20 protein-coding genes are annotated in these 23,637 nt (G+C 69.3%); 4 read left to right on the forward strand and 16 right to left on the reverse strand.

Annotated elements, in window-relative coordinates; translation table 11 throughout:
- Window positions 1–56 precede the first annotated feature (56 nt).
- A complete protein-coding gene (locus tag V5F74_RS20290) occupies window positions 57–533 on the forward strand; it encodes a peroxiredoxin family protein (RefSeq protein ID WP_394009829.1) in 477 nt (158 codons plus the stop codon).
- A 21-nt stretch (window positions 534–554) separates the two neighbouring features.
- Here the strand turns inward: V5F74_RS20290 and V5F74_RS20295 are convergent, their stop codons facing one another.
- The 15 genes from V5F74_RS20295 to V5F74_RS20365 form a co-directional block, all read right to left on the reverse strand.
- Complete coding sequence (locus V5F74_RS20295; protein WP_394009830.1) at window positions 555–2,270, reverse strand: GMC family oxidoreductase; 1,716 nt, start codon at window positions 2,268–2,270, stop codon at window positions 555–557.
- Window positions 2,270–3,733, reverse strand: a complete 1,464-nt coding sequence (locus tag V5F74_RS20300) for an aldehyde dehydrogenase family protein (protein ID WP_394009831.1) — start codon at window positions 3,731–3,733, stop codon at window positions 2,270–2,272. The genes V5F74_RS20295 and V5F74_RS20300 overlap by 1 nt, the downstream gene beginning before the upstream one ends.
- 35 nt (window positions 3,734–3,768) lie before the next feature.
- Entirely contained in the window at window positions 3,769–5,487 is a 1,719-nt protein-coding gene (locus V5F74_RS20305) for a thiamine pyrophosphate-binding protein (protein ID WP_394009832.1), read from the reverse strand.
- Window positions 5,488–5,577: 90 nt separating this feature from the next.
- On the reverse strand, window positions 5,578–6,915 hold the full coding sequence (locus V5F74_RS20310; RefSeq protein WP_029556652.1) for an MFS transporter: 1,338 nt from the start codon (window positions 6,913–6,915) through the stop codon (window positions 5,578–5,580).
- A 41-nt stretch (window positions 6,916–6,956) separates the two neighbouring features.
- A complete protein-coding gene (locus V5F74_RS20315) occupies window positions 6,957–7,763 on the reverse strand; it encodes an enoyl-CoA hydratase/isomerase family protein (RefSeq protein ID WP_029556653.1) in 807 nt (268 codons plus the stop codon).
- A gap of 42 nt (window positions 7,764–7,805) precedes the next feature.
- Window positions 7,806–9,350 (reverse strand): AMP-binding protein, encoded by a 1,545-nt coding sequence (locus V5F74_RS20320; RefSeq protein WP_394009833.1) that lies wholly within the window; start codon window positions 9,348–9,350, stop codon window positions 7,806–7,808.
- A complete protein-coding gene (locus tag V5F74_RS20325; RefSeq protein WP_394009834.1) occupies window positions 9,343–9,861 on the reverse strand; it encodes a (2Fe-2S)-binding protein in 519 nt (172 codons plus the stop codon). Before V5F74_RS20325 ends, V5F74_RS20320 begins: the two co-directional genes overlap by 8 nt.
- Window positions 9,849–10,673, reverse strand: coding sequence for an FAD binding domain-containing protein (locus V5F74_RS20330; protein ID WP_394009835.1), 825 nt, complete (start codon window positions 10,671–10,673; stop codon window positions 9,849–9,851). The genes V5F74_RS20325 and V5F74_RS20330 overlap by 13 nt, the downstream gene beginning before the upstream one ends.
- Window positions 10,670–13,666: a xanthine dehydrogenase family protein molybdopterin-binding subunit gene (locus V5F74_RS20335; RefSeq protein ID WP_394009836.1), complete on the reverse strand. Its 2,997-nt coding sequence runs from the start codon at window positions 13,664–13,666 to the stop codon at window positions 10,670–10,672. The genes V5F74_RS20330 and V5F74_RS20335 overlap by 4 nt, the downstream gene beginning before the upstream one ends.
- Window positions 13,667–13,868: 202 nt before the next feature.
- Complete coding sequence (locus tag V5F74_RS20340) at window positions 13,869–14,708, reverse strand: helix-turn-helix transcriptional regulator (protein WP_029556658.1); 840 nt, start codon at window positions 14,706–14,708, stop codon at window positions 13,869–13,871.
- 17 nt (window positions 14,709–14,725) lie between these two features.
- On the reverse strand, window positions 14,726–15,496 hold the full coding sequence (locus V5F74_RS20345; RefSeq protein ID WP_250164956.1) for an ABC transporter permease: 771 nt from the start codon (window positions 15,494–15,496) through the stop codon (window positions 14,726–14,728).
- Window positions 15,496–16,332 (reverse strand): ABC transporter ATP-binding protein, encoded by an 837-nt coding sequence (locus tag V5F74_RS20350; protein WP_394009837.1) that lies wholly within the window; start codon window positions 16,330–16,332, stop codon window positions 15,496–15,498. Before V5F74_RS20350 ends, V5F74_RS20345 begins: the two co-directional genes overlap by 1 nt.
- 66 nt (window positions 16,333–16,398) lie before the next feature.
- Complete coding sequence (locus tag V5F74_RS20355; RefSeq protein ID WP_394009838.1) at window positions 16,399–17,439, reverse strand: ABC transporter substrate-binding protein; 1,041 nt, start codon at window positions 17,437–17,439, stop codon at window positions 16,399–16,401.
- Window positions 17,440–17,538: 99 nt separating this feature from the next.
- Entirely contained in the window at window positions 17,539–18,972 is a 1,434-nt protein-coding gene (locus V5F74_RS20360) for a UbiD family decarboxylase (RefSeq protein WP_394009839.1), read from the reverse strand.
- Window positions 18,973–19,007: 35 nt separating this feature from the next.
- On the reverse strand, window positions 19,008–19,628 hold the full coding sequence (locus tag V5F74_RS20365; protein ID WP_394009840.1) for a UbiX family flavin prenyltransferase: 621 nt from the start codon (window positions 19,626–19,628) through the stop codon (window positions 19,008–19,010).
- Between the two features lie 261 nt (window positions 19,629–19,889).
- Between V5F74_RS20365 and V5F74_RS20370 the strand changes: the two genes are divergently transcribed.
- Both V5F74_RS20370 and V5F74_RS20375 read left to right on the forward strand, forming a co-directional pair.
- The gene (locus V5F74_RS20370; RefSeq protein ID WP_394009841.1) at window positions 19,890–20,879 is read left to right on the forward strand and encodes a LysR family transcriptional regulator; all 990 of its coding nucleotides are present in this window, start codon (window positions 19,890–19,892) and stop codon (window positions 20,877–20,879) included.
- Between the two features lie 78 nt (window positions 20,880–20,957).
- Window positions 20,958–22,235, forward strand: coding sequence for an alpha-hydroxy acid oxidase (locus tag V5F74_RS20375; protein WP_394009842.1), 1,278 nt, complete (start codon window positions 20,958–20,960; stop codon window positions 22,233–22,235).
- Between the two features lie 47 nt (window positions 22,236–22,282).
- On the opposite strand, the gene V5F74_RS20380 is transcribed toward V5F74_RS20375, so the two are convergent.
- Window positions 22,283–22,786 carry a TIGR02444 family protein gene (locus tag V5F74_RS20380; protein ID WP_394009843.1) on the reverse strand — a complete coding sequence of 168 codons (504 nt, stop codon included), beginning with the start codon at window positions 22,784–22,786 and terminating at the stop codon, window positions 22,283–22,285.
- A 118-nt stretch (window positions 22,787–22,904) separates the two neighbouring features.
- Here V5F74_RS20380 and V5F74_RS20385 point away from each other — a divergent pair, with 118 nt between their 5' ends.
- Window positions 22,905–23,633: an alpha/beta fold hydrolase gene (locus V5F74_RS20385; RefSeq protein WP_394009844.1), complete on the forward strand. Its 729-nt coding sequence runs from the start codon at window positions 22,905–22,907 to the stop codon at window positions 23,631–23,633.
- Window positions 23,634–23,637 lie beyond the last annotated feature (4 nt).

Genomic DNA, 23,637 nt, shown 5'->3' on the forward strand with positions numbered 1-23,637 from the left:
CAGTCCAATTTCGCTCTGGCGCCTTGGACCAACAAGTCCAGTTCAAGGAGCTGTCCATGTCGCGTTTGCAGAATGGCGAGACGTTTCCGTCCCTCACCGTCCCCGCCGTTGGTGGCGGCACCATTGCGCTGCCGGGAACCCTCGCCGGCTCCTATGGCGTGGTGCTGGTCTATCGCGGGGCCTGGTGCCCCTATTGCCAGGCCCAGCTCGCCGGCTTCCAGCGCGCCGCCGAAAAGCTCGCCGCGACGGGCATCAAGGTGGTGGCCTTCTCGGTGGACGACGAGCCGACCAGCGCCGGCACCATCGCCCGGCACAAGCTGTCCTTCCCCGTCGGCCACAGCGTCGATGCGGATGCGGTCGCCGAAGCGCTCGGGGCCTACATCAATGCGGAGCCCCATTATTTGCAGACCACCGGCTTCCTGCTCGACCCGGAGGGCAAAGTGCTGAACGCCGTCTATTCCAGCGGGCCCATCGGCCGGCTGGTGGCTGAGGATGTGATCGGCATGGTCGCCTACCTCAAGTCCAAGGCCTGAGGCGCCGCCGCCCGCGCCGCATCAGGCGCGGGCGAGGCCTGCGGCGATCTTCTCGGCGATCATCAGCACCGGGATGTTGGTGTTGGCGGTGGGCAGGCGCGGCATGGCGGAGGCGTCCGCCACATAGAGATTCTCGCTGCCGATCACCTTGCCAGTGGGGTCGAGCACCGCCGCGGGATCGTCCGGCGCGCCGAGGCGGCAGGTGCCGCTGGCGTGCCAGACGCCGAAGGTGCTCGATCGCACGAAGGCCTCCAGCCGCGCATCGTCCGCGACGATCTCCGCCAGCGACACCCCGCCGGACATGAAGCGCTTCAGCGCCATCTGGCGCAGCCCCGCCGGCACGTCGAGCAGCGCGCCCAGCGCCTCGGCGAGAAGCGCGTTGGTGCGGGACACGCGGCTGAGGCGTTTCACGAAGGGCGAGAAGGCGGCGGGGAAAACGTCCCCCGCATCCGGGTTCAGCGCCTCGCAGACGAGGAGGGAGAAAAGGGTGCGCACGCCCGCCTTCATCCGCGCGAGGTCGCTGGGGTCGTCGAGCAGGTTGAGGTCGGCTTCCGGATAGGCGCGCGGATCGCCCGAGACGAGGCGCACGGAGCCGCTGGACTTCGGCCGGTTGCACCACAGGAAATAGAGCCCCAGCCGCCGGCCGAGCCCGTGCCAGCCCGCCCGCGCCGAGGCGGTGGCGTAGAGGTCCGAGGCTTCGCCGCCGTCCACGCCGGAGGAGAACCGCAGGGCGGCGAAGGAGGCCCGGCGATAGGTCATGGGCAGGCGCAGCCGCTCCGGCAGATACTGGCAGAAGGTGAGGGTGGGATGGTCGCGCAGGTTCCGCCCCACAGCGGGCCGATGGATGACGACCGGAAGCCCCAGCGCCGCCAGCGCCACCCCGTCGCCGATGCCGGCGCGCATGAGGATGGCCGGCGTCTGCAACGCCCCCGCCGTCACCACCACGCGGCCCGCGGCGACTTCTGTCACCGCGCCGCCCCGCTCCACCTCGACGCCCGCTGCGCGGGCGCCGTCCATCCTGAGGCGCAGCACTTGCGCGCGCGGCCAGATCGCAAGGTTCGGCCGGGCGCGTGTGGCGGCGTCGAGATAGCCGATGGCGGCGGAGATACGGCGGTCGTTCTCGTTGTTGAAGGCGGGCGGAAACACCCCGTCCTCGAACTCCCCGTTCTGGTCCAGCCGGCGCGGCAGGCCACTCGCCGCGAACGCCGACGTCGCGGCTTCGGCAAAGGGCGGCCAGCCGGGCGGCAGGATGCGGCGGATGGGGATGGGACCATCCCTGCCGTGCAGCGGCCCGCCGCAATCGAGATCGCGCTCCAGCTTGATGAAGAAGGGCAGCACGTCGTCCCAGCCCCAGCCGGCGGCGCCGAGGGCGGCCCATTCGTCATAGTCGCGCGGCAGGCCGCGATTGGCGGACTGAACATTGATGCTGGAGCCGCCGCCCATGACGCGCCCCTGCTCATAGGCGCGCGACCCGCGCGTGCCATCCGGTCGGTGGGCGGTGAGAGCGGAGAGGCCGGGCCAGACGAAGCGGTCGCCGTGGAACAGGCCCATGGGGTAGCTGTCGGCGATGGCGTCGGGCACGGCGCCGGGGGGCGTATCCTCCCCCGCCTCGATCAGCAGGACGCTGTGGGCGGGATCGGCCGAGAGCCGGTTCGCCATGACGCAGCCGGCGGAGCCGCCGCCCACGATCACCGTGTCGAAGAAAGGCATGTCGGGAATGGGAGCGCGGGCGGGCATCAGACCACCCCGGCCTCCTGATAGATGTGCTTGATCTCCATGAAGTCGATCAGCGCATCATAGCCATGCAGCCGGCCGAGGCCGCTCCGGCGATAGCCGCCGGTCTCGGCTTCCGCGAACAGCTTGTTGTGGTCGTTGATCCACACCGTGCCGTTGCGCAGCGCCCGCGCCACCCGCATCGCCCGCGCGCCGTCGCGGGTCCACACGCTGGCAGACAGGCCGTAGTCTGTGTGGTTGGCGCGGGTCACGGCGTCCTTCTCGTCGGTGAAGCGCTCGATGACCACCAGCGGGCCGAAAATCTCCTCCTGCACGAAGAAGGCGCCGGTGTCGGCGTGGGCCAGCAGAGTGGGGGAGAGGAAGCAGCCTTTCTCCAGCGCGCCGCCGGGCCGGCTGCCGGCGAGCACCACCTCATCGGCGATCGCCATGGCTTCCTCGGTCTTGCGCTCAACCTGCGCGCGGGAGGCTTCATCGATGAGCGGGCCCATCTGGCTGCCCGCGTCCGCGCCGGGGGCGATCTTGAGTCCGGCGAGGGCGTCCTTCAGCGCCGCCTTCATGGCGTCGAAGCGGCTCTCGTGGACGAGGATGCGCCGCGCCGCCGTGCATTGCTGGCCGGCGATGATGGTGGCCGCCGCCGCGAGCTTCGGCGCCACCGCCTCCACGTCCGCATCCTCGAACACCAGGCAGCAGGATTTGCCGCCAAGCTCCAGCGACAGCTTCTTCATGGTGGGGGCGGCATCGGCCATGATGCGGGCGCCGGTGGCGTTTGAGCCGGTGAACGAGATGACATCCACCTCCGGCGACGACACCAGCGTGCGCGCCACCTCGTGCCCGGTCTCGGCGACGAGGTTGACGACGCCGCGCGGCAGGCCCTCCACCTCGGCCAGTGTGCGCAGGATCTCGGCGGTGACGAGTGCGGTCTGGGCGGCGGGCTTCACCACCGCCGTGCAGCCGGCGGCGAGCGCAGGCGTCAGCGCGCGGATGAGCAGCACCGCCGGCGCGTTCCACGGAATGATGAGGCCGGCGACACCCGCCGGCTCCTTCAGCAGGGTGGAGAAGGCGCCCGGTTCCACCTCGAACACATGGCCCGGAATGTGGCGCGTGATGCCCGCATAATAGCGGATTTCCGAGATGGAGCCGGCGATCTCGCCACGCGACTGGGCCAGCGGCTTGCCGTTCTCGGCGGTGAGGAGGCGGGCGAGGGCGTCCGCCTTCTTTTCCATCGCATCGGCCCAGCGCAGCATCACCATCTGCCGCAGGCGCGGGGCCTGCGCCCATTCCGGCCGCTCGAAAGTGCGCCGTGCGGCGGCAATCGCCGCTTCGGCATCCGCCGCGCTGCTCGCCGGGAAGTGGCCGAGCACGGCGCCGGTGGCGGGATCGAAGCTCGGTGCGGTCTCACCGGAGAGCGCGCCCTGCCAGATGCCGTCGATGAGGTTCTGCGCCGCGAGCGGGGCGATGGCGTTCATTTGTCCTCCCGGCCGTCCGCGACGGCCCTTTCAGGTCAGCCGTGACCCGCTTTGAGCGCCGCCGCGCGCAGCGCGGTCAGCGTGGTCGAGGGGGTGATGGCCTCGGGGTCGATGACGAGTTCAAGGAGCGCCGGCTTCTTCTGCTCGACTGAGAAGGCGCGGGCGCGGGCGAAGGCGTCGGCGAAGGCCGCCGTCTCCTCCACCTTCTCGCCGAACGCGCCATAGGCGCGGGCCAGCGCCGGGAAGTCCGGGTTCTCCAGCGTCGTGGCGAAGACACGGCCGGGATATTCGCGCTCCTGATGGGCGCGGATGGAGCCGTACATGTTGTTGTTGACCACCAGCACCACCACGCCGGCCTTGTACTGGCAGGCGGTGGCGAGCTCCTGCCCGCTCATGAGGAAGCAGCCGTCGCCGGCGAAGCAGATCACCTCCCGGTCGGGGTGGTGGAGCTTGGCCGAGATGGCCGCCGGCAGGCCGTAGCCCATGGCGCCGGAGGTGGGAGCGAGCTGGGTGCGGAAGCCGCCGTAGCGGTGGAACTTGTGCACCCAGATGGCATAGTTGCCCGCGCCGTTGGCGAGGATGGCGTCCTTCGGCAGCACCTCGCGCAGATGCATCATCACCGCGCCGAGATCGAGCCGGCCGGGCATGGGGCCGGGGACCTGGTCGGCCTCATAGGCGGAGCGGGCGGCCTTCACCTCGTCGCTCCACGGTGTGCGGGCGCGCCAGCCGGTGGGGCCCTTGGGCTTCAGCGCCGCAGCGGCAGCGGCGAACTCCGGCATTCCGGCATTGATGGGCAGGTCGGCCTGATAGACCCGGCCCAGCTCGTTCGGGTCCGCATGGACATGCACGAACCGCTGCGCCGGGCGCGGCAGGTCGAACAGCGTGTAGCCATTAGTGGTCGTCTCACCGAGGCGTCCGCCCACCGCGATGATCAGGTCGGCGTTGCGGATGCGGGCGACGAGCTTCGGGCTCGGGCCGAGGCCGGCATGGCCGATGTAGTTGGGGTGGTTGTTGTCGAGGATGTCCTGACGGCGGAAGCCCGCCGCCACCGGCAGATCGAATGCCTCCACGAAATGCGCGAAGTCGCGGCAGGCGGCCTTGGTCCAGCCGCCGCCCCCCACCAGCACGAGGGGACGCGCGCTCTCGCCGATCATGGCGGCGAGCCGCGCCATGTCCTGCGCCCCCGGATGGGCGGCGACGCGGCGATAGGCCTGCGCATCCCCCGTCTCGCATTCATCGGAAAGCACGTCCTCGGGCAGGGCCACCACCACCGGGCCGGGGCGGCCGGATGTCGCGACGTGGAAGGCGCGGGAGACGAGTTCGGGGATGCGTTCGGGGCGGTCGATCTCGACCACCCATTTGGCCATGCCGCCGAACATGGCGGGGTAGTCCACCTCCTGCCATGCCTCGCGCTGGCGCATGTGCGAGCCGACCTGGCCGATGAACAGGATCATCGGGGTGGAATCCTGCGCGGCGGTATGGATGCCGATGGCCGCATGGCTCGCGCCCGGCCCCCGGGTGACGAAGCAGATGCCGGGCTTCGCGGTGAGCTTGCCATAGGCCTCCGCCATGTTGGCGGCGCCGGCCTCGTGGCGGGTGACGATGGTCTCGATGGCCCGGTCCGCTCCAGCGAGGGCGTCGATGGCGGCGAGGAAGCTCTCGCCGGGCACGCAGAAGACGCGTTCGACGCCGTGGATCTTCAGCGCCTCCACCAGGATTTCGCCGCCGGAGCGCAAGGTCTTCGTATTCGCCATGGTTCTGCCCGTGTGTGGTCTTGCCCGGTCCTGCCGGGGCGCGAGAGCCACGCCTTGCGGCGCGACTCTCCGGTTCGTGGGGCGCCCAGCCTACCGGAAATTGCCCTTCGTTTCCGGGATGATGAGCGTGCCGATGAGGTAGAGCACGAACACGCCGCCGGCGAACAAGGAGAGCGACAGGGGCAGGTCCGCGGGCGTGGGGCTCGCCAGCGAGACGAAGGTGGGCATCATGCCGCCGATGGCGAAGCCGATGTTCCACGACAGGCCCGTTCCCGAGGCGCGCATGGCGGTGGGGAAGCGCTCGTTGAGGAAGATCAGCACCGGCGCGTAGCCCGCATTGCCCATGAAGGCGATGCCCAGCGCATAGAGCACGATGGTGGACATGTCCGTCGCCTTCGCCATGCCGAGGTAGAAGGTCGGCAGGAGGATGATGGCGGCGATGCCCACCAGCAGGAAGGTCTTCTTGCGGCCGATCACGTCGCTGAGCGCGCCCACCAGCACCGCCGAGATGAGGGCGGAGACCGAGCACGCCATCAGGATGTAGGAGGAGGTCTGGTTCGGCAGCTTGTTGATGAGCTTCAGGAAGGTCGGCATGTAGCCGGAGGTGAGGTAATAGCCCGCGCCGCCGCCGATGGTGATGAGCAGGTTCACCAGCAGCACGTTGCGGTAGCCGCTCGCGAACAGGGCCTTGAGCGGCGTCTGGCTTGCGGCGCCCGCGGCCTTCTTCGCCGCCTTCTGCTTCTGCATTTCCTTCCAGTAGGGAGATTCCTCAAGGTTCCGGAAGATGAACCAGCCGAGGAAGGAGGAGAGCAGGCCGGAGAAGAACATCACCCGCCAGCCGGTCTCGGCGAAGGCATCGCCCGGGAACAAAGTGGAGGTGATGAGGAAGACGATGGAGGCCAGCAGCGCGCCGATGCCCGCGCCGCCGCCGCCCACGAGGCCGGACATCAGGCCGCGCCAGTTGGGCGGCACCGATTCCGTGCCGATGGTGTGGGTGGAGGCCACCACGCCGCCCACGAACACGCCCTGCACGAGGCGCAGCAGCAGGAAGATGACGGGAGCGATGGCACCCACCTGATGGATGGTGGGCAGCAGGCCGAAGGCGGCGGTGGACAGGCCGACGCCGGTGATGGCCACCAGCATGGCGCCCTTGCGGCCGTGCACGTCGGCATAATGGCCGAACAGGGCCGAGCCGATGGGCCGCATCAGCAGCGTCACCGCGAACGAGGCATAGACCGCCGCCAGCGACCATGTGGGATGGGTGGAGGGGAAGAACAACTGCCCCACCACCGGCGCCACATAGAGCAGGATGAACAGGTCGAACAAATCGAGCGACCAGCCGAGCACGGATGCGATGATCGCGCTGTTGCGCTGGCGGCTCCCCACCGCCATGGCGGCAGGGGCGACGGGTATATCTTGAGCGGACATTGTTGTTTCCTCCCGGCCCCTGAGGGGCATGTTTTGTGTGTTCAGCAGCCCTTGAACTCGGGCTTGCGCTTCTCGTGGAAGGCCTCGACGCCCTCCTTGAAGTCGTGGGACTGCCTGAGGCGGCTGTAGCAATGGCCTTCCAGCTCGATGGCGATGGAGAGCGGGGAATCCTCGGTGTCGTTGAGCAGCTTCTTCGCCGTGCGCTGGGCCATGGGCGAGAAGGCGACGAGTTCGTCCACGAGGGCGTCGGTGGCCTTCTCCAGGTCCGCGTCGGCCACCTTCTCGGTGGCGATGCCCCAGTCGAGGGCCTGCTGCGCGCTGATGCGCTTGGAGCGCATCACGATGTCCTTGGTGCGGGTGATGCCCACCATCATCTGCAGGCGCGCCGAGCCGCCGGAGCCGGGGATCTGGCCGAGCTTCTGCTCGGGCAGGGCATATTGGGTGGTGTCGGTGACGATGCGGAAATCGCAGGCCAGCGACAGCTCGAAGCCGACGCCGAAGCAGAAGCCCCGGTTGGCGGCGATGACCGGCTTCGAGGCGCGGAAGGGCGCGGCGATGTTCCAGGCGAGCTTGGAGACGGTCTCCGGCGAGGCCTCCATGAAGCCCTTGATGTTGCCGCCGGAGGAGAAGTGCTCACCCACCGCGCGTACCACGATGACGCGCACGCGCTCGTCCTCGTCCAGCGTCTCGAACACAAGGCGCAGCTGGTCGCGCTGGGGCATGGAGACGATGTTGAAGGGCGGGCGGTTCAGGACGATGTCGGCGCGCTGTTTGGCTTCGTCGATCTCGACGCCGAACCCGTCCAGCTTGGCGAGGCGGGGATCGGCGAAGGTGTAGGCTACGGCCATCTTGGATTTCCTTCTGGATGAACGTGAATTGGCAAGAAGAGATCAGGCGGCGGAGTGGGCGGCGTCCGCCTCGGCCACGTATTCACCGGCGACGAGCTGGCGGCGCAGCAGCTTGCCCACCGGGGATTTCGGGATGTCGGCCACGAACACGAAGCGGCGCGGGCGCTTGAAATTGGCGAGGCCCGAGGTGCGGCACCAGGCGTCCAGTTCGCCCGCATCCACCGGCGCGGCGCGCTTGACGAAGGCGACGACGATCTTGCCCCACTTCTCGTCGGGCAGGCCCACCACCGCCACCTCGGACACCGCGGGGTGAAGGGACAGGCAGCTCTCGATCTCCACGGGCGAGACGTTCTCGCCGCCGGTGATGATCATGTCGTCCGCCCGGCCGGTGACGAAGAGGTCGCCGTCCGCGTCCAAAAAACCGGTGTCGCCGGTGAAGTACCAGCCGTCGCGCAGGGACTTCGCGTCGGCCTCGGGGCGGCGCCAGTAGCCCTCGAAGGATTCATCCCCGGCCAGCAGGGCGATGATCTCGCCTTCCTCACCCTGCGCCGCGATCTCGTCGGCGGAGGTCGCGCCCAGGCGCACCACGCGCACCATCTGGTTGATGCCCGCGCGGCCGGCCGAGCCGGGCTTCAGGATGGCCTTCTGGTCGATGGTGAAGGTGTAGATTTCCGAGGAGCCGTAATGGTTCACGAACAGCTCGGGCGAGAATTCCGCGTCGAGTTTCTTCAGGAGCCCGTCGGTCATGGAGGCGCCGGCGAAGCCCAGCTTGCGCACGCTCGACACGTCGGTGGTGGCGAAGGCGGGATCGTGCACGAGGTCGTGGTAGAGGGTCGGCACCAGATAGAGATTGGTGACGCGCTCGCGCTCGATCAGCGCCAGCGCGCTTTTCGTGTCGTAGCGCGGCAGGCACACGAAGGTGCCGCCGATGACCGACATGGCGAGGAGCGAGCGCACCCCCATGGTGTGGTAGAGCGGCATGACGCCCAGCGTCACCTCGCCCCGGCGATAGAGGTTCTGCGCCACATGGGCGATGCCCGCCGCCCGCTCCGCCCGGTGGCGGCGCGGCACGCCCTTGGGGCGGGAGGTGGTGCCGGAGGTGTAGAGCATGATGGACCATGCATCCGCCCCCGCCCGCGGCAGCGGTTCCGGCGCCGCCTCAGCCAGAAGCGCGGCGAAGGGCACGGCGCCTTCCGCCTCGATGCCCACGGCGATGGTGAGGAGGCCGGCGGCTTGCGTCGCGCCCCGGACGGCCTCCGCGGAAACCGCCTCGAACACCAGAGCTTTCGCCTCGGCATTCTCCAGCGCGAAATCGATCTCGTCGGCCTTGCTGCGCCAGTTGATGGGGGTGATGACGAGGCCGGCGAACTGGCAGGCCCAGTGCAGGGTCGCCGCCTCGAACCGGTTCTGCAGCACGCTCACCAGATGGTCGCCGGGCTTCAGCCCCAGCCGGTCGAAGGCGGCGACCACGGCGCCGATCCTGCCGAGCCAGTCGCGGTAGGTGAGGCGCAGGTCGCCGTCCACGATGGCGATGGCTCCGGGATCGCGCGCCACGCTGGCGAGGAAGCTGGTGCCGAGGTCAAGCATGGGTGGTTTTCCCTTGGACGTCGCGAAGCTCCGCCGCCGCTTCCAGCGCGGCGCGGACGATGGGCGTGTAGCCCGTGCAGCGGCACAGATGGCCGGAGAGCAGGTCGCGCACGGCCGCCTCGCTCGGGTCCGACTCGGTCTTCAGGAACACGTCGAGCGACATGAGGATGCCGGCGGTGCAGAAGCCGCATTGCAGCGCGTGGTAGCGGCGGAAGGCGGCCTGAAGAACGGACAGGCGATCCGGCGCCGGGGCGAGGCCCTCCACGGTGCGGATGGCGCATCCCTCCACCTGCACGGCGAGCGTCATGCAGGCGCGGGTGAGCATCCCGTCCACATCCACGGTGCAGGCGCCGCACACGCCGTGCTCGCAGCCCACATGGGTGCCGGTGGCGCCCAACTCGTGGCGCAGGAAATCAGAAAGCAGGGTGCGCGGGGCGGCATGCCCCGACACCGGGCGGCCGTTGAGGGTGAAGCGCACGGTGTGGCGCGCGGCGGCGCTCAGGCGCGGCATTGTCTGGCCTCCTCGATGGTGGTGCGGCCGATCCGGCGCACCAGCTCGCGGCGATAGCGGGCGGTGGCATGCACGTCGTCGCGGGCATCCAGCTCCCAGGCGAAGGCGTTCAGCGCGTCGTCGAGCGCCGTGCCGTCGAGCAGGGGGAAATCGCGGGCCACCGGCATGTCGGCGACGCCGCCCACGCCGAGGCGGATGCCTGTGTCGGAGACCAGCGCCGCGCAGGCGACGATGGCGAAATCCCCATGGCGGCGGGCGATCTCGCGGAAGGCGGTGCCTTCTCCGCGCGGCGTGGGGAAGGAGACGGCCTCGATCATCTCGTCGTCGGCCTTGGCTGTCGCCATCATGCCGGTGAAGAAGTCGTCGGCCGCCACCTTGCGCGCTGCCTTGGCGCTCCTGAGGTGCACATGGCCCCTCAGCGTCACGAGACAGAGCGGCAGCTCCGCGCTCGGGTCCGCATGGGCGATGGAGCCGCACACCGTGCCGCGGCTGCGAGTCTGGGCATGGCCGGTGAAGGGCAGGGCCTTGGCGATGAGCGGGGCTGCATGGTCTAGGACGTCGGCGGCGAGAAGCCGCGCCTGCCGCACGCCGGCGCCGATCTTCAGCGCGCCGGTCTCCTCCTCCATCCGCGCCAGGGGGGCGACGCGCATGATGTCCACCAGCACCTTGGGTCGGGCGAGGCGCATGTTGAGCATGGCCATGAAGGACATGCCCCCGGCGAGGATGCGGGCGTCGGAGCCCTCCTGCTTCAGCACGGCAAGGGCTTCCTCCACGCTCTCGGCGCGGACGTAATCGAAGGCCACGGGCTTCATCGCGCGTCCCTCCCCAGCAGCGTGGAGAGCCGGGCGAGGAGCCGGGAGACGAGTCCCCCCTCCGGCGCCGCACCGCCGTCCGCCTTGCGGGCGAGAGCCGCGAAGAACTGGCCGATGATGACCTTGGCCGCGCCGTCCAGCAGCCGCCCGCCGACGCTCGCCACCTTGCCGCCCACGAAGGCCTCGTAGGTGTAGGATAGCTCCGTCCCGCCCGTGCCGGCCGGCGTGAGGGTGACGCGGCCGGAGCCGCCGCCGAAGCCGAGGTTTCCGTCCACCTTGCCGGAGAGGGTTACGGCCCTGGGCGGGTCGAGATCGGAGAGCGCAACCTGCGCCTTGTAGCGGCCCTTCACCGGGCCGATGCCCAGCGTCACGTCGGCGGTGAATTTCGTATCGGAGACTTTGCGCACGTCGTGGGCGCCGGGGATGATGGCGGCGAGTGTGTCCGGGTCCAGCAGCATGGCCCACACCGCCTCGGGGGCAGCTGCGACATGGGCCTTGCCGGCGCCGCGCAGGAGCCGCTCGCCCTTGCCGGAGGGAGCCGGCGCGGGCGCAGCACGGGCGCCCGCCGGAGCCGGCGGCTCCGCGCCGTGAAGCCGGGCCGCGACGGCGGAGGGCGCCAGCGGCAGGCGCACATCCGTGATGCCCAGCGCATCCGCCACCGCGTTGGCGAGGCAGGCGGGGGTGGACATGCAATTGCCTTCGCCCACGCCCTTGGCGCCCAGCGGCGTGAAGGGGGAGGGGGTCTGCGTATGGACGATGACTGGCTCGGGCACCTCCATGGCGGTGGGCACGAGATAATCGGCGAAGGTGCCGGTCAGGAAGCTGCCGTCGTCCCCGTAGGCGTATTCTTCCAGCAGCGCGGCGCCGAGGGCATGGGCGAAGCCGCCGCGGATCTGCCCATCCACCATGCCGGGGTGGAGGATGGTGCCGCAGTCGTGCGCGGTCACGTAGCGATCGATGCGGATGGCGCCCGTGTCGCGGTCGATCTCGATGCCGCAGAAATCAAAGATGAAGCCGTGGCAGAGGGAGGAATTGATGTGGTCGCCCGCGTCCGCCGCGGTGAGTTCCGGCGGCGTCCAGAACACCGTTTCGCGGATGGTGGGCGCCACCCCGTCCGGCAGTTGCGCCGGCGACCAATGGGAGAGCGCGGCGACGCGGGAGAAGGGCACCGCATTGGCCGGATTGGAGCGCGCCGCGATCTTGCCGCCTGAGAACATCACGTCCTCTGCCGGCACGTTGAGCTGCGCGGCGGCGACACGGGCGAGGCGTTCAGCGATGCGGTCCGCCGCCAGTTTCGCAGCCCCCGCCACGGCGGCGGCGAAGCGGCTGGCGTAGTTGCCGGAGGCGATTGACCAGGCGTCCTTGGCGGTGTCCATCTCCGCGTTCACGCGGATGTCGGAAGGCTTCAGGCCCAGCACGTCCGCCACCACCTGCGAGAGCACGGTGCGGTGGCCCTGGCCCTGCGGCACGGAGGCGACATGGACCGTGACCGAGCCCACCGGATCGATGGCGATGGTGGCGGTGGCCTGCGCGCCGTTCTTCGGCCCCGCCTTCTGGCGCTCGGCCGGGGTAAGGACGGTGGCGATATAGCCCATGTTGGAGACCGAGGGCTCCACCACGGCGGCATAGCCGATGCCGTAGATGCGCCCTTCCGCGCGCGCCGTGTCGCGCCGGGCCAGAAGCTCGGCGAGGTCGCCGGCCTGAAGGCCCGCCTTCAGCGTCTTCTGGTAGTCGCCGGAATCGAGGAGCGCGCCGGAGGCGGTACGATAGGGGAAGGCGTTCGCCGGAACGAGATTGCGGCGGATCACCTCCAGCGGGTCGAGCCCCAGCTCCACGGCGATGCGCTGCATCAGCCGTTCGAGGGCGAGATAGACCTGCGGGCCGCCGAAGCCCCGGTTGAGGCCGGTGGGGCACTTGTTGGTCACCACCACGCGGTTGCGGACCGTGAGATTGCGGATGTCGTAGGCGCCGGTGAGGTTGCCGTGCATCCGGTAGAGCGTCGCGGGCTCGGGCGCGCGCAGATGGGCGCCGCAATCCTCCACCTGGTCCCAGTCCAGGGCGGTGATGCGCCCGTCCGCCGTCACGGCGGCGGTCAGCGTCGTGGCGCGGTTGGTGGCGGAGACCGAGGCCATGAGGTGTTCGAGGCGGTCCTCGATCCACTTCACCGGCCGCCCGGATACCCGCGCCGCCACTGCGCCCAGCACGATGTAGGGGAAGATGCCCTGCTTGACGCCGAACGAACCGCCGCTGTCGCGTGGCGTGCGCAGGCGCAGGCGATTGCCCGGCACCTTGAGCGCCCGCGAGATCACCGCATGGATGGAGAAGGGGCCCTGGAAATTGGCGAGGACGTCATAGGCATCTTCGTGCGGGTCGTATTCGGCGACGAGGCCATAAGTCTCGATGGGTGTGCAGGAATTGCGGGGGTAGCGCACGGAGACCGCGATACGGTGCGGGGCCTCGGCGAACGCCGTTTCCGGGTCGCCATAGCGGAAGCTGCGGTCGGAGGCGATGTTGCGCGGGAAGCCGTCGTGCAGCAGCGGCGCGCCCTCGTCCATGGCGGCCAGCGGGTCCACCACGGCCGGGCGCATCTCATAGGTGACTTCGATGAGGTCGAGGGCGTCCTCGGCCACGTAGCGGTCCTGCGCGACCACCAGCGCCACCGGCTCGCCCACGAAGCGCACACGGTCCACCGCCATGGGCCAGCAGTCCACCGGCGCCTTCACGCCCACCACGAGGGAGGTGGTGAGCTGTGCCACGTCCGCGCCGGTGAGCACGGCGGCGACGCCGGGCAGGGCCTTGGCGGCGGCGGTGTCGATGGAAACGATGTCGGCATGGGCGTGGGGCGCGCGCAGGATCGCCATGTGAAGCGTGCCGGGCTTTGTGCCCAGATCATCCAGGTAGCGGCCGCCGCCGGTGAGAAGGGCGGCATCCTCCACGCGCTCGATGGCGCGGCCGACCCATCCCCCCGCTCTGTCGTGCGGCGTCTCCAGCATCCCGGCGCTTCCCTTTTTGCCCCGCAGGTGCGGCGGCTTTGGTTGGCGGGAAGGTGCCGGGACAGGGCGGCGCGGACCATGCCGAGCCGTCTCAGCTTTTACCGAGGAGTCTCATTTGCCGTTGTGCGCTGCGGTGGGAAATCGGCCGGGCGCCGCGCTTCGAAGTCGAGTGCGGGCATGCACTTTCCGCGATGCCCCGGCCTCACATTGCGATGCGGGAGATGGCGCGGAATTCGCTCGGCGTCACGCCGGTGTGGTCGCGGAAGAAGCGGGTGAAATGGGAGGGGGCGGCAAAGCCCAGGCGTTCGCCGATATGGGTGAAGCTGCCATCCTCGGCGGTCACGGCGGCCACCGCCGCCTCCACCCGCATGACGTTGAGATAGATGCGCGGCGGGACGTTGGTGGAGGCCTCGAACAGGCGGAAGAAGTGGGCGCGGGAGAGCCCCGCCTCCTTCGCGAGCGTCGACGTGTCCACCTCCTCGGCAAGGTTGGCGCGCATGCCGTCCACGACGCGGCGGATGCGCCAGTCCATGCGGCGCTGGCCGTCCAATGCGCGGATGGAGAAGCTGCGCCAGGGGGTGAAGCGCTCCACCACGGCGATCATCAGGTCTGCCAGCAGCGCCTCGTGCACCGCCTTGGCATCGGGCTCGGCCATCATGGCAGCGGCAAGGTCGTGGGTGAGGCGGTGGATGCGCGGCGACACCTCGCCGCCCGGCTGCGCGAAGAAGCCGGCGCCGCCCGAGGCGACCCAGCCGGGGCGGAAGGTCTTCAGCCACTCCGGTTCGATGTAGAGGGCGAGGATGATGGTCTTCGGCCGGTTGGGATCATGCACATAGGCATGGGGCTCCCAGCCGTTCACCAGAACGCACGAACGGTCGGTGAGGGGAACGAGCCCCTCGCCGACCGCGAATTGCGTGTCCGCGCCCTCGACCTTGAGGAGGACGTGGCAATGCGGATGCGCATGGCGCACCAGCGGGCGGTCCATGTCCAGAAGGGCGACCCGCCCGAAGGCCCCGTGCGCGATCCGGAGCGCGTTCGACATCCGGCCTCTTTCTAAGCTTAAGCTTTCGCCTTCCAGGGGATCAGCATACGCTCGATCTCGTCGAGGATGACGGAGAAGACGAAGCCGAGCAGCGCAATAACCAACAGCCCCACATACATGGTGTCAACCGTCAGCACCTGCCAGGCGTTCCAGATCATGTAGCCGATGCCGTCGGAGGCGGCGACCATCTCCGAGATGGCGATGAGGATGAGGCCCATGCCCATGGCGAGCTTCACCCCGGCCATGATGGAGGGCAGCGCCCCCGGCAGCGCGATGGTGCGGAACACCTGCCAGCGGCTGGCGCGGTAATTGTGGCCCACGTCCAGATAGATCTTGTCGATGTTGGCGACGCCCATCACCGTATTGATGAGGATGGGATAGAAGGCGCCCAGCGCCACCATCACCACCTTTGACATCTCGCCGAGGCCGAAGATGAGCAGCACGAGGGGCAGGATGGCGCTCTTCGGGATGGGGTAGGTGGCCGAGATCAGCGGGTCGATGGCCGCGCGCAGCGGCTTCGAGATGCCCATGGCGAGGCCGAGGAACAGCGCCGGCACGCCGCCGAGCAGCATGCCGAGGAAGAGGCGGCGCAGGCTCGCCACGAGGTTGGTCCACAATTCGCCCGAGGCGACGAGCGCGCCGAAGGTGTGGACGATGCTGGAGGGCGGCGGGAAGAAGCGGGCGTCGATGAGCCCCATGCGCGCCGCCGCCTCCCACAGGCCGAGCAGAAGGAGGGGCGTGAGAAGCCCGATGAAACGCTCGCCGATGAGGCTGGACTTTCTTGCCATCACTTGCCTCCCTCGGCGTTCATGCGGGCGCGCTGCACCTCATCGCGCAACTGCTCCCAGATGTGGAACACCAGGTCGCCGTAGGCGGGATCGTGGCGCAGCTCCAGCACGTTGCGGGGGCGGGCGAAGGGCACGTCGATGATGGCCTTCTCGCGCCCCGGATTGGCGGTCATGATCATGATGCGGTCGCCCAGCGTCACCGCCTCGTCCACCGAATGGGTGATGAAGACAACGGTCTTCTTGGTGGCTTCCCAGATGCGCAGCAATTCTTCATGCAGCAGCATCTTGTTCTGCTCGTCGAGGGCCGAGAACGGCTCGTCCATGAGCAGGATTTCCGGATCGTTGGCGAAGGCGCGCACGATGGAGACGCGCTGGCGCATGCCGCCGGAGAGCTGGTTGGGATAGCGGTCGCGGAAGCGGTAGAGGCCGATGCGCTCCAGCCAGAGCTTCACACTCTCCGCCACGTCCTTCTCCGCCACGCCGCGCATGCGCAGGCCATAGGCGGCATTGTCGTAGACGGTCATCCAGGGGAACAGGCTGTCGCCCTGGAAGATCATGGAATTCTCCGGCCGGCTCGGGTCGGTCCGGTTCAGCTTCATGGTGCCTTCGCTGACGCTCTCCAGCCCCGCGAGCATGCGCAGAAGGGTGGTCTTGCCGCAGCCGGAGGGGCCGACGATGACGAAGAACTGGCCCTGCGGGATGTCGAGGTCGATGCCGTCCACCGCCACGAAGCCGGACGAGCCGAAATACTTGCGCACGCCGCGCATGGAAATCTGCACCGGCGGCGCGGATGCCGCCGGGCTCGGCTTCACGTTCAACATGCTCACGACGGCCATCAATCTGTCCTCCGGATGCCGATGGGGCGAGCGCTGCGGGGGCGCCCCGCGCGCGCTGGTCGCGCGTCAGTGCTGGGCGGCCTTGTAGGGGCCTAGCGCCTTCAGGGTGGCGTCCGCGAACGAGGTGTCCACCACGTCGGAGACCTTGGCCGGGCGCTCCAGATAGCCGTTTTCGGTGAAGAACTTGAGGTCTTCCGCCATGCTCTGCGTATCGACCTTGCCGTCGGGGTCGATGCCGTTCGGGATCATGGTCTTGAACAGTTCTGCGTCCTTCAGGCCGGTGGTGCGCATGATGGTCTTGATGACCTCGTCCGCGCCCTTGCCGTCGAACTTCCCGCCCGCGGTGGCGTCGTTGAAGATGCGGGCCGATTTCACATAGGCGTTCATGAAGCGCTGGGCCACGTCGCGGCGCTTGGCGATGAAGTCGCCGCCATAGAGCAGCACGGCCACCTGCTGGTTGGGATAGCCGTCCACCACGAAGCGCACGGCGACGCCGTTGTTCACCGCCTGGGTCACGGACGGCTCCGTGCTGATGGCGGCGTCGATGGCGCCGGTGGTGAAGGCGGCGATCTGCTGGGGGTAGCCGATGTAAGTGTGGTTCACGTCCTTGTAGCCGAGGCCGGCCTTGGCGAGGAGATGCGCCATCTTGGCGTTGGTGGCCGCACCCGGTCCCACGGACCCCACGCGCATGCCCTTGAGGTCGGCGACGGTCTTCACCTTGCCGCTGTCCACCAGCTCCTTGCGGACCATGAGCGGCATGTAGTCGTAATGGACCGGGGTGGAGCCCTTGTCCGCCACCACCTTGATGTTGATGCCGCGGGCGGCGGCATTGTAGAGCCCGGCGGAGGAGGCGCCCGCGCCCACGTCGATCTGGCCCGCGCCCAGCGGGGCGACCATCTTCGGCCCGGAATCGAAGGCGATCAGCTCCACGTCCAGCCCCTCGGCGGCGAAGATGCCGCGCTCGAGCCCGAGGTGGAACACCACATCCGACACCACATTGTTGATGCCGACCTTCACCTTGTCGGCGGCCTGCGCGGTGCCGGCGGCGGCGAAGGCGATGGCAAAGGCTCCGGCGCAGAAGAGGCGGCGGGTCGTCGTCCTGATCATGGAAATCCTCCCGGTCGGGTGGCCGGTGCGCGGAGCGCCCGGCTTCTGTTGTGCGCGGTTGCGGCTCGGCCGCGCCGGCTTTGGATCAGGTCAACCCGTTCAGGAGACCTGAGCGACGATGCGGGCGAAGGCGGCGTTGGGGTCCTTCACCAGCGCGTCGGAGAGGTCCACGCTCTCCTCGCCCTTCACGCGGATGCGGCGGAAGGCGAGGGGATCGTCGGAGAGCGGGGCGGTGGCGTCGAGGCCGAGCTTGGCGCCGATGCCGCCTTCGTCGGTGGAGGGGTCGAGCTTGGATCCGAGCGCGCCGGAGACCACCACCATGTCGCGGTCGGCTTGGAAGCGGGTGGCCACCGCCCATTCGATCTCGTCTGCGCTGGAGATGTCCACGTCCTTGTCCACCACCACCACCTGCTTCACGTCGTAGTGGCCGCCGAAGGCGCACAGGATGATGTTCTTGGCCTCGCCCTCGCGCTCCTTGTCGATCTTGACGACGAGGTGATAGCGGCAGGTGCCGCCGCGGGTGAGGCGCACGTCCAGCACGTTGGGGAAGGACCGCTTGAGGTGCTGCAGCAGCGTCGCCTCGCGCGGCACGCCGCCGAGCACCAGATGCTCGAACGAGCCGCCGACGATGGTGTGGTAGATCGGGTGGCGGCGATGGGTCACCGCATCCACCTCGATCACCTCGCGGGCGGCGCGCGGGCCGTAATATTGCGGGAATTCGCCGAACGGGCCTTCCGGCTCGCGCACCTTGGGCAGGATGCGCCCTTCCACCACGATCTCGGCGGCGGCCGGCACGCGCACCGCATTGGTCCTGCACTTCACCACCTCGACCGGGCGGCCGAGGAGGGAGCCGGCGATCTCCATCTCGTCCTCATCCAGCGCACAGATGGCCTGCGAGGCGAGGAGCAGCGCCGGGTGTGCGCCGATGACGATGGCGATCTCCAGCGCCGCGCCCGCCTCTTCCGCCATGCGGTAGTAGGCCAGCGTATGCCGCGGCAGCAGCAGCACGCCGATGCGGTTCGGCCCGCTGATCTGGCAGCGGTGGATGGAGACGTTCTGTACGCCGGTGACGGGATTGCGCGCGATGAGGAGGCCGGCGGTGATGTAGGGGCCGCTGTCCAGCTCGTTGTGTGAGGGAATGGGGAGTTGGGCGAGGAGGTCCACTTGCGTGTGCACCACCTCCTGCACGGGGGCGGAGGTGACTTCCACACAGGGTGTCGGCTTCGCGGCGGCGGCGAGGAAATGGGGCAGCAACTGGTCCTCGGTGACGCCCAGGGCATCCGCCACCCATGCGCGCTGGGTGAAGAGGTTCACCACGACAGGCATGTCGTGCGCCTTGCCGTCCGCGCCCACGGGATGAGGGAAGAGCACCGCTTTGTCGCGCTCGGTGCGCTTGGCCACGGCGGCGAGATTATCGGCCAGCGGCAAATTCTCCCGCGCGACCGCCAGCCGGCCGTGGGCGGCGAGGTCGGCGAGCCAAGAACGCAGGTCCGGCGGGGTCTGCGTGGCGGGACGGGGGCGGGGTTCCAACATGGTCTCAGGTTCCGCTGGTCGGGACGTCAGGGTATTCAGCTGGCGGGGGCGATCTGGCGCAGGGGCGTCTTGCGGCGGCGCGGGCCACTCTCCTCGCCCCAGCGGCGCACGGCGCCCACCTCGATGTCGAACAGATCGAGCACCCGCCCGACCGTGTGGTCGATCATCTCTTCGAGATTGGCGGGGCGGGAATAGAAGGCCGGCATGGGCGGGGAGATGATGGCGCCCATCTCGGACACCTGGGTCATGGTACGCAGGTGGCCGGTGTGCAGCGGCGTCTCGCGCGCCATCAGCACTAGGCGGCGGCGCTCCTTCAGCACCACGTCAGCCGCGCGGCTGAGCAGGCTGGCGGTGACGCCGGACGCGATCTCGGACATGGACCGCATGGAGCACGGCGCCACCACCATGCCCAGCGTACGGAACGAGCCGGAGGAGATGGCGGCGGCCATGTCGTCGTTGGAATGGCAGACGCTGGCGAGGGCCTTCACGTCCGCCACCTTGCGGTCGGTTTCGTGGGCCAGCGTGATCTCGGCGGTGCGCGACATGACGAGATGGGTCTCGATGCCGGCGGCGCGCAGAAGCTCCAGCATCCGGACGCCGTAGATCACGCCGGAGGCGCCGGAGATGCCGACGACGAGACGCTTGTGATCCTGCATGGCATCTCCTCCGCGCGCTGCCGCACATGTGGCTGAGGCCGGACGGGAGATGTGGAAAAGGCAAGGCACATCGTTCGGGCGCCATGCGCCCGTCCTTGCCGACGATCCCTCCCCGCCACGGGCCGTTCCGGCCTTCTGGGCGACGGCTCCGTGAGCCGGTTATCAGGTCATAGACAAAGGTAGTAATCACTGCAAATAATGAATGGTTATCGACGTTATCATTTATGCTGATTTCAAGCAGGACCGCGAAGGACAGTCGCGATGGACCTCAGGCAGATGCAGTATTTCCTGTGCCTCGCGGAGACCGGCAACGTGACCCGCGCGGCGCGCCAGCTCAACATCGTGCAGCCGGCGCTGAGCATGCAGATCGCCAAGCTCGAAGCCGAATTCGGCAAGAAGCTGTTCGACCGCAGCGCCCACGGTGTTTCCACCACCCCGGCGGGGGAGGCGCTGGCACGGCTCATCTCGCCCATCGTGCGCGACGTGGAGCACGCCATGCAGGAGATGGCGCGGCTCGATGGGCGGGTGTCCGGCCGGGTGGTGGTGGGGCTCATCACCTCGGTGGCGCAGAGCACGCTGGCGAACTCTTCCGCCACCGTCGCCGCGCGCTATCCCGACGTGGAATTCTCCGCCTGCGAGGGCTACACCGAGACCATGATGGACTGGGTGACGACCGGCCAACTCGACCTGGCCATCATCAATGTTCCACGGCAGAAAAGGGGGCTCGCCTCCCGGCACATCCTCGACGAGGAGATGGTGTTCGCCACGCGCACGGATGCGCCCCTCAAAGTTCCGGATGGCCTCGGTTTTGCCGATCTCGGCGGGCTCGATCTGGTGCTGCCCTCCAAGCGCCACGGCTTGCGCGCCATCCTCGAAGCGCAGGCGGCGGAGGCGGGCATCGAACTGAAGCCACGCATCGAGATCGACACGCTGTCTGCCATCTGTGAGGTGGTGGCGACCACGGATCTTGCCACCGTGCTGCCCACCATTGCTTTGCATCAGGTGCTGGCGGCCGGACGGGTGCGTGGGCATCGCTTCGCCACCCCCCTCACGCGCTCCATCGCCATGGTGCACCACCCGCGCCGGGCCATTTCGGCGGCGGCCCATGCGGTGGTGGAGGTGATCCGGCAGGATCTGGTGGACGCCGCCACCTCCGCCGCCACCTTCGTGCGCGCCGCGGCGCCGGTGTCGCCCACGCGGCGGCGGGGCCGGGGAAAGATCAGTCGCGCTGATTTCCCCGATAATCCGTAATTATTTGCGGTGATGGCGGCCGGCGCTCTACCACAGCGGGAACAAGACAAGACGAGGAAACGCCATGGGAGCCGTGCCATGACGGACCGCGCCATCAGCGGGCGCGCTTCTCAACCCGCCTCCGTTCCACCCGCCTCCGTGCCCGCCGCAGCCTGGGGCGCTGGCTCCGGCACCAGCGCTGCCGCGCGGCTGAAGCAGCGGATGCCGACGCTCGACTATCTGGAGCGCGCCGCCCGCCGCCGCATCCCGCGCTTCGCCTGGGATTTCCTCGAAGGTGGCACCGGCGCCGATGTGGGCATCGCCGAGAACCGCGCGGCGCTGGACGCCGTGAAGCTGGTGCCGCGCTACGGCGCGCCGGGACCGGTGGACACCGGCGTCGATCTCTTCGGCACCCGCTACAGCGCACCCATCGGCATCTCGCCGGTGGGCGTGGACGGGCTGGTGTGGCCCGGCGCAACGCAGCTCCTCGCCACAGCGGCGGCGAAGGCGCGCATTCCCTATGTGGTGGGCACGCTGGCCAGCGCCTCCATCGAGGAGGTGGCGGCGTTTGCCGGCGACTGCACCTGGTTCCAGCTCTACGGCCTGCCGGGACGGGACCATCTCGTCACCCTCGATCTGGTGCGCCGGGCCGAGGCGGCGGGCGCCCGCGCCCTCGTGGCGACGCTGGACGCGCCCGTGCGCTCCAAGCGCCCGCGCGATCTCAACAATGGGCTCGTGGTGCCCTTCCGCACCACCGCCCGAACCGTGCGCGACGTGGCCCTGGCCCTGCCGTGGGCGCTGGCGCTGGCGAAGGCCGGCACGCCGCAATTCGCCAACATGGCGCCTTACGTGGCGGCGCCCGCGACCTTGCCCAAGACCGCCGGCTTCGTTCAGAGCGAGATCAAGGGCACCTTCTCTTGGGAAGCGGTGAAGCGCCTGCGCGATGCCTGGCCGCGTGCGCTGGTGATGAAGGGCATCCTCCACCCCGCCGATGCGGAGATGGCGATTTCCATCGGCGTGGACGGCATCCTCGTCTCCAACCATGGCGGCCGCCAGCTCGATGCCGCGCCGGCCGCCATCGACGTTCTGCCGGCCATCGCCGCGGCCGTCGGGAGCCGAGCAACCGTCCTCTATGACAGCGGCATCCGCTCCGGCCTCGATGTGGCCCGCGCGCTGGCGCTGGGGGCCGCCAGCACCTTCTGCGGCCGCGCCTTCCTCATCGGCCTCGCCGGCATCGGCGACGGCGGCGCGGACTATGTGGCGGAACTGCTCACCGAGGAAGTGCAGGTGGCCATGGGCCAGCTCGGCGTGCGGGATCTCGCCTCCCTCAAGGACGTGGAGCGGCGGCACGCGGGCGCCTTCGCGTTCCGGCCGTGACGGGGGGCGGCCTCATGACCCCCGGTCAGGGCCGCGCGCGCTGAGGCTCAGATCGCGGCTGCGATGGCGCGCACGGCCGCCTCTTCCTCTTCCGTGAGCTTCCGGCCGGCGAAGGACGCCACCACCTGCGCCATGGCGGCGCGGGCGCGGGCTGCCGCATCGACCTCGGGCGGCGCAGGCGGCCCGGCGGGGAGTGTGCTCAGCTCTTCCAGCTCGATGATCTCGGCGGCGATCTCGATGGCCTGCACCTGCGCGCGCAGCTTCGTCGTGCGTGCGTCCGGCGCGGGGCTGGGGCCGGTCTTCAGGCGGCGACGCACGGTGCGCAGGGCCTTCACCACCTCATTGTGCCAGTCCGCCACGCGCGCCCGCGCGGCGGTGATGTCGGCGGCCCCCACCTCCTGCCGCAGCGCCGCCCCGCGCCAGGCGGCGAAGAGAAGGATGTTGACGTCGAGCCCGGTCGCGTCCTGCAGGACGAGGCAGGCGGGCGGCACGCCTTCGCGGCCATAGAGGGCGAGGGCGAAGTCCTTCAGGGTGGGGGTCTCGTCCGCCATCGTCGCGCCCTTTCTCGTCTCCGGCGAAGGCTTAAGGGAGGGGCGCTCCGGGCGCAATTCATCCGCATTGCCGCGCCGGGAGAAGGCTGCTTCACTCCGTCGAAACGGAGGCGCGCCCATGCCCGGAGACGAGATTTCGCCGAAGACCTTTGTGCTCGTCCACGGCGCGTGGCACGGCGGCTGGTGCTGGCGAGAGGTGGCGGACCTCCTGCGCGGGCGCGGCCATCGCGTGTTCGCGCCGACCCTCACCGGCCTCGGCGAGCGTCGCCATCTCATGAGCCCCGACATCAGCCTCGCCACCTTCGTCGCCGATGTGGCCGGCGTGATCGAGGCGGAGGAGCTTGAAGACATCATCCTCGTGGGCCACAGCCATGGCGGCGCGGTGATCAGCGGCGTGGCGGACGCCATGCCGGAGCGTATCCGCGCGCTCGTCTATCTCGATGCCACTATCCTTCAGAACGGCGAGAGCGCCTTCGGCGTGCTGCCGGCGGAGGTGGTTGCGGAGCGGCGGCGCAAGATGGCGGAGGCGGGCGGCATCGCCATGCCGGTGCCTGATGTGACGGCCTTCGGCGTCCCCGCCGATCATCCCCGCGCGGACTGGGTGCGCCGCCGCCTCACGCCCCATCCGGTGGGCTCCTACGAGAGCCCGCTCGCGCTGGCCAACCCGGTCGGCAACGGGCGGCCCTCGACCTACATTTCCTGCACCGATCCGCTCTATCTGCCCATGGAGCCGGCGCGGGCCTATGCGCGGCAGGCGGGATGGACCTTCATCGAGATGCCCACCGGCCACGATGCCATGGTGCTGGAGCCGGAGGCGCTGGCGGGGCTGCTGGACGGGGTGGGGTGAGGCC

Origin of the sequence: Xanthobacter aminoxidans (genome assembly GCF_043193615.1) — a bacterium.
In the GTDB taxonomy this organism is placed as follows: domain Bacteria; phylum Pseudomonadota; class Alphaproteobacteria; order Rhizobiales; family Xanthobacteraceae; genus Xanthobacter; species Xanthobacter aminoxidans.

What these genes read in the sequence shown, in the direction of transcription:
- V5F74_RS20290 (WP_394009829.1), top strand. Translation starts at nt 57, where the DNA reads ATGTCGCGTTTGCAGAATGGCGAGACGTTTCCGTCCCTCACCGTCCCC.
- V5F74_RS20295 (WP_394009830.1), bottom strand. Translation starts at nt 2,270, where the DNA reads ATGCCCGCCCGCGCTCCCATTCCCGACATGCCTTTCTTCGACACGGTG.
- V5F74_RS20300 (WP_394009831.1), bottom strand. Translation starts at nt 3,733, where the DNA reads ATGAACGCCATCGCCCCGCTCGCGGCGCAGAACCTCATCGACGGCATC.
- V5F74_RS20305 (WP_394009832.1), bottom strand. Translation starts at nt 5,487, where the DNA reads ATGGCGAATACGAAGACCTTGCGCTCCGGCGGCGAAATCCTGGTGGAG.
- V5F74_RS20310 (WP_029556652.1), bottom strand. Translation starts at nt 6,915, where the DNA reads ATGTCCGCTCAAGATATACCCGTCGCCCCTGCCGCCATGGCGGTGGGG.
- V5F74_RS20315 (WP_029556653.1), bottom strand. Translation starts at nt 7,763, where the DNA reads ATGGCCGTAGCCTACACCTTCGCCGATCCCCGCCTCGCCAAGCTGGAC.
- V5F74_RS20320 (WP_394009833.1), bottom strand. Translation starts at nt 9,350, where the DNA reads ATGCTTGACCTCGGCACCAGCTTCCTCGCCAGCGTGGCGCGCGATCCC.
- V5F74_RS20325 (WP_394009834.1), bottom strand. Translation starts at nt 9,861, where the DNA reads ATGCCGCGCCTGAGCGCCGCCGCGCGCCACACCGTGCGCTTCACCCTC.
- V5F74_RS20330 (WP_394009835.1), bottom strand. Translation starts at nt 10,673, where the DNA reads ATGAAGCCCGTGGCCTTCGATTACGTCCGCGCCGAGAGCGTGGAGGAA.
- V5F74_RS20335 (WP_394009836.1), bottom strand. Translation starts at nt 13,666, where the DNA reads ATGCTGGAGACGCCGCACGACAGAGCGGGGGGATGGGTCGGCCGCGCC.
- V5F74_RS20340 (WP_029556658.1), bottom strand. Translation starts at nt 14,708, where the DNA reads ATGTCGAACGCGCTCCGGATCGCGCACGGGGCCTTCGGGCGGGTCGCC.
- V5F74_RS20345 (WP_250164956.1), bottom strand. Translation starts at nt 15,496, where the DNA reads ATGGCAAGAAAGTCCAGCCTCATCGGCGAGCGTTTCATCGGGCTTCTC.
- V5F74_RS20350 (WP_394009837.1), bottom strand. Translation starts at nt 16,332, where the DNA reads ATGGCCGTCGTGAGCATGTTGAACGTGAAGCCGAGCCCGGCGGCATCC.
- V5F74_RS20355 (WP_394009838.1), bottom strand. Translation starts at nt 17,439, where the DNA reads ATGATCAGGACGACGACCCGCCGCCTCTTCTGCGCCGGAGCCTTTGCC.
- V5F74_RS20360 (WP_394009839.1), bottom strand. Translation starts at nt 18,972, where the DNA reads ATGTTGGAACCCCGCCCCCGTCCCGCCACGCAGACCCCGCCGGACCTG.
- V5F74_RS20365 (WP_394009840.1), bottom strand. Translation starts at nt 19,628, where the DNA reads ATGCAGGATCACAAGCGTCTCGTCGTCGGCATCTCCGGCGCCTCCGGC.
- V5F74_RS20370 (WP_394009841.1), top strand. Translation starts at nt 19,890, where the DNA reads ATGGACCTCAGGCAGATGCAGTATTTCCTGTGCCTCGCGGAGACCGGC.
- V5F74_RS20375 (WP_394009842.1), top strand. Translation starts at nt 20,958, where the DNA reads ATGACGGACCGCGCCATCAGCGGGCGCGCTTCTCAACCCGCCTCCGTT.
- V5F74_RS20380 (WP_394009843.1), bottom strand. Translation starts at nt 22,786, where the DNA reads ATGGCGGACGAGACCCCCACCCTGAAGGACTTCGCCCTCGCCCTCTAT.
- V5F74_RS20385 (WP_394009844.1), top strand. Translation starts at nt 22,905, where the DNA reads ATGCCCGGAGACGAGATTTCGCCGAAGACCTTTGTGCTCGTCCACGGC.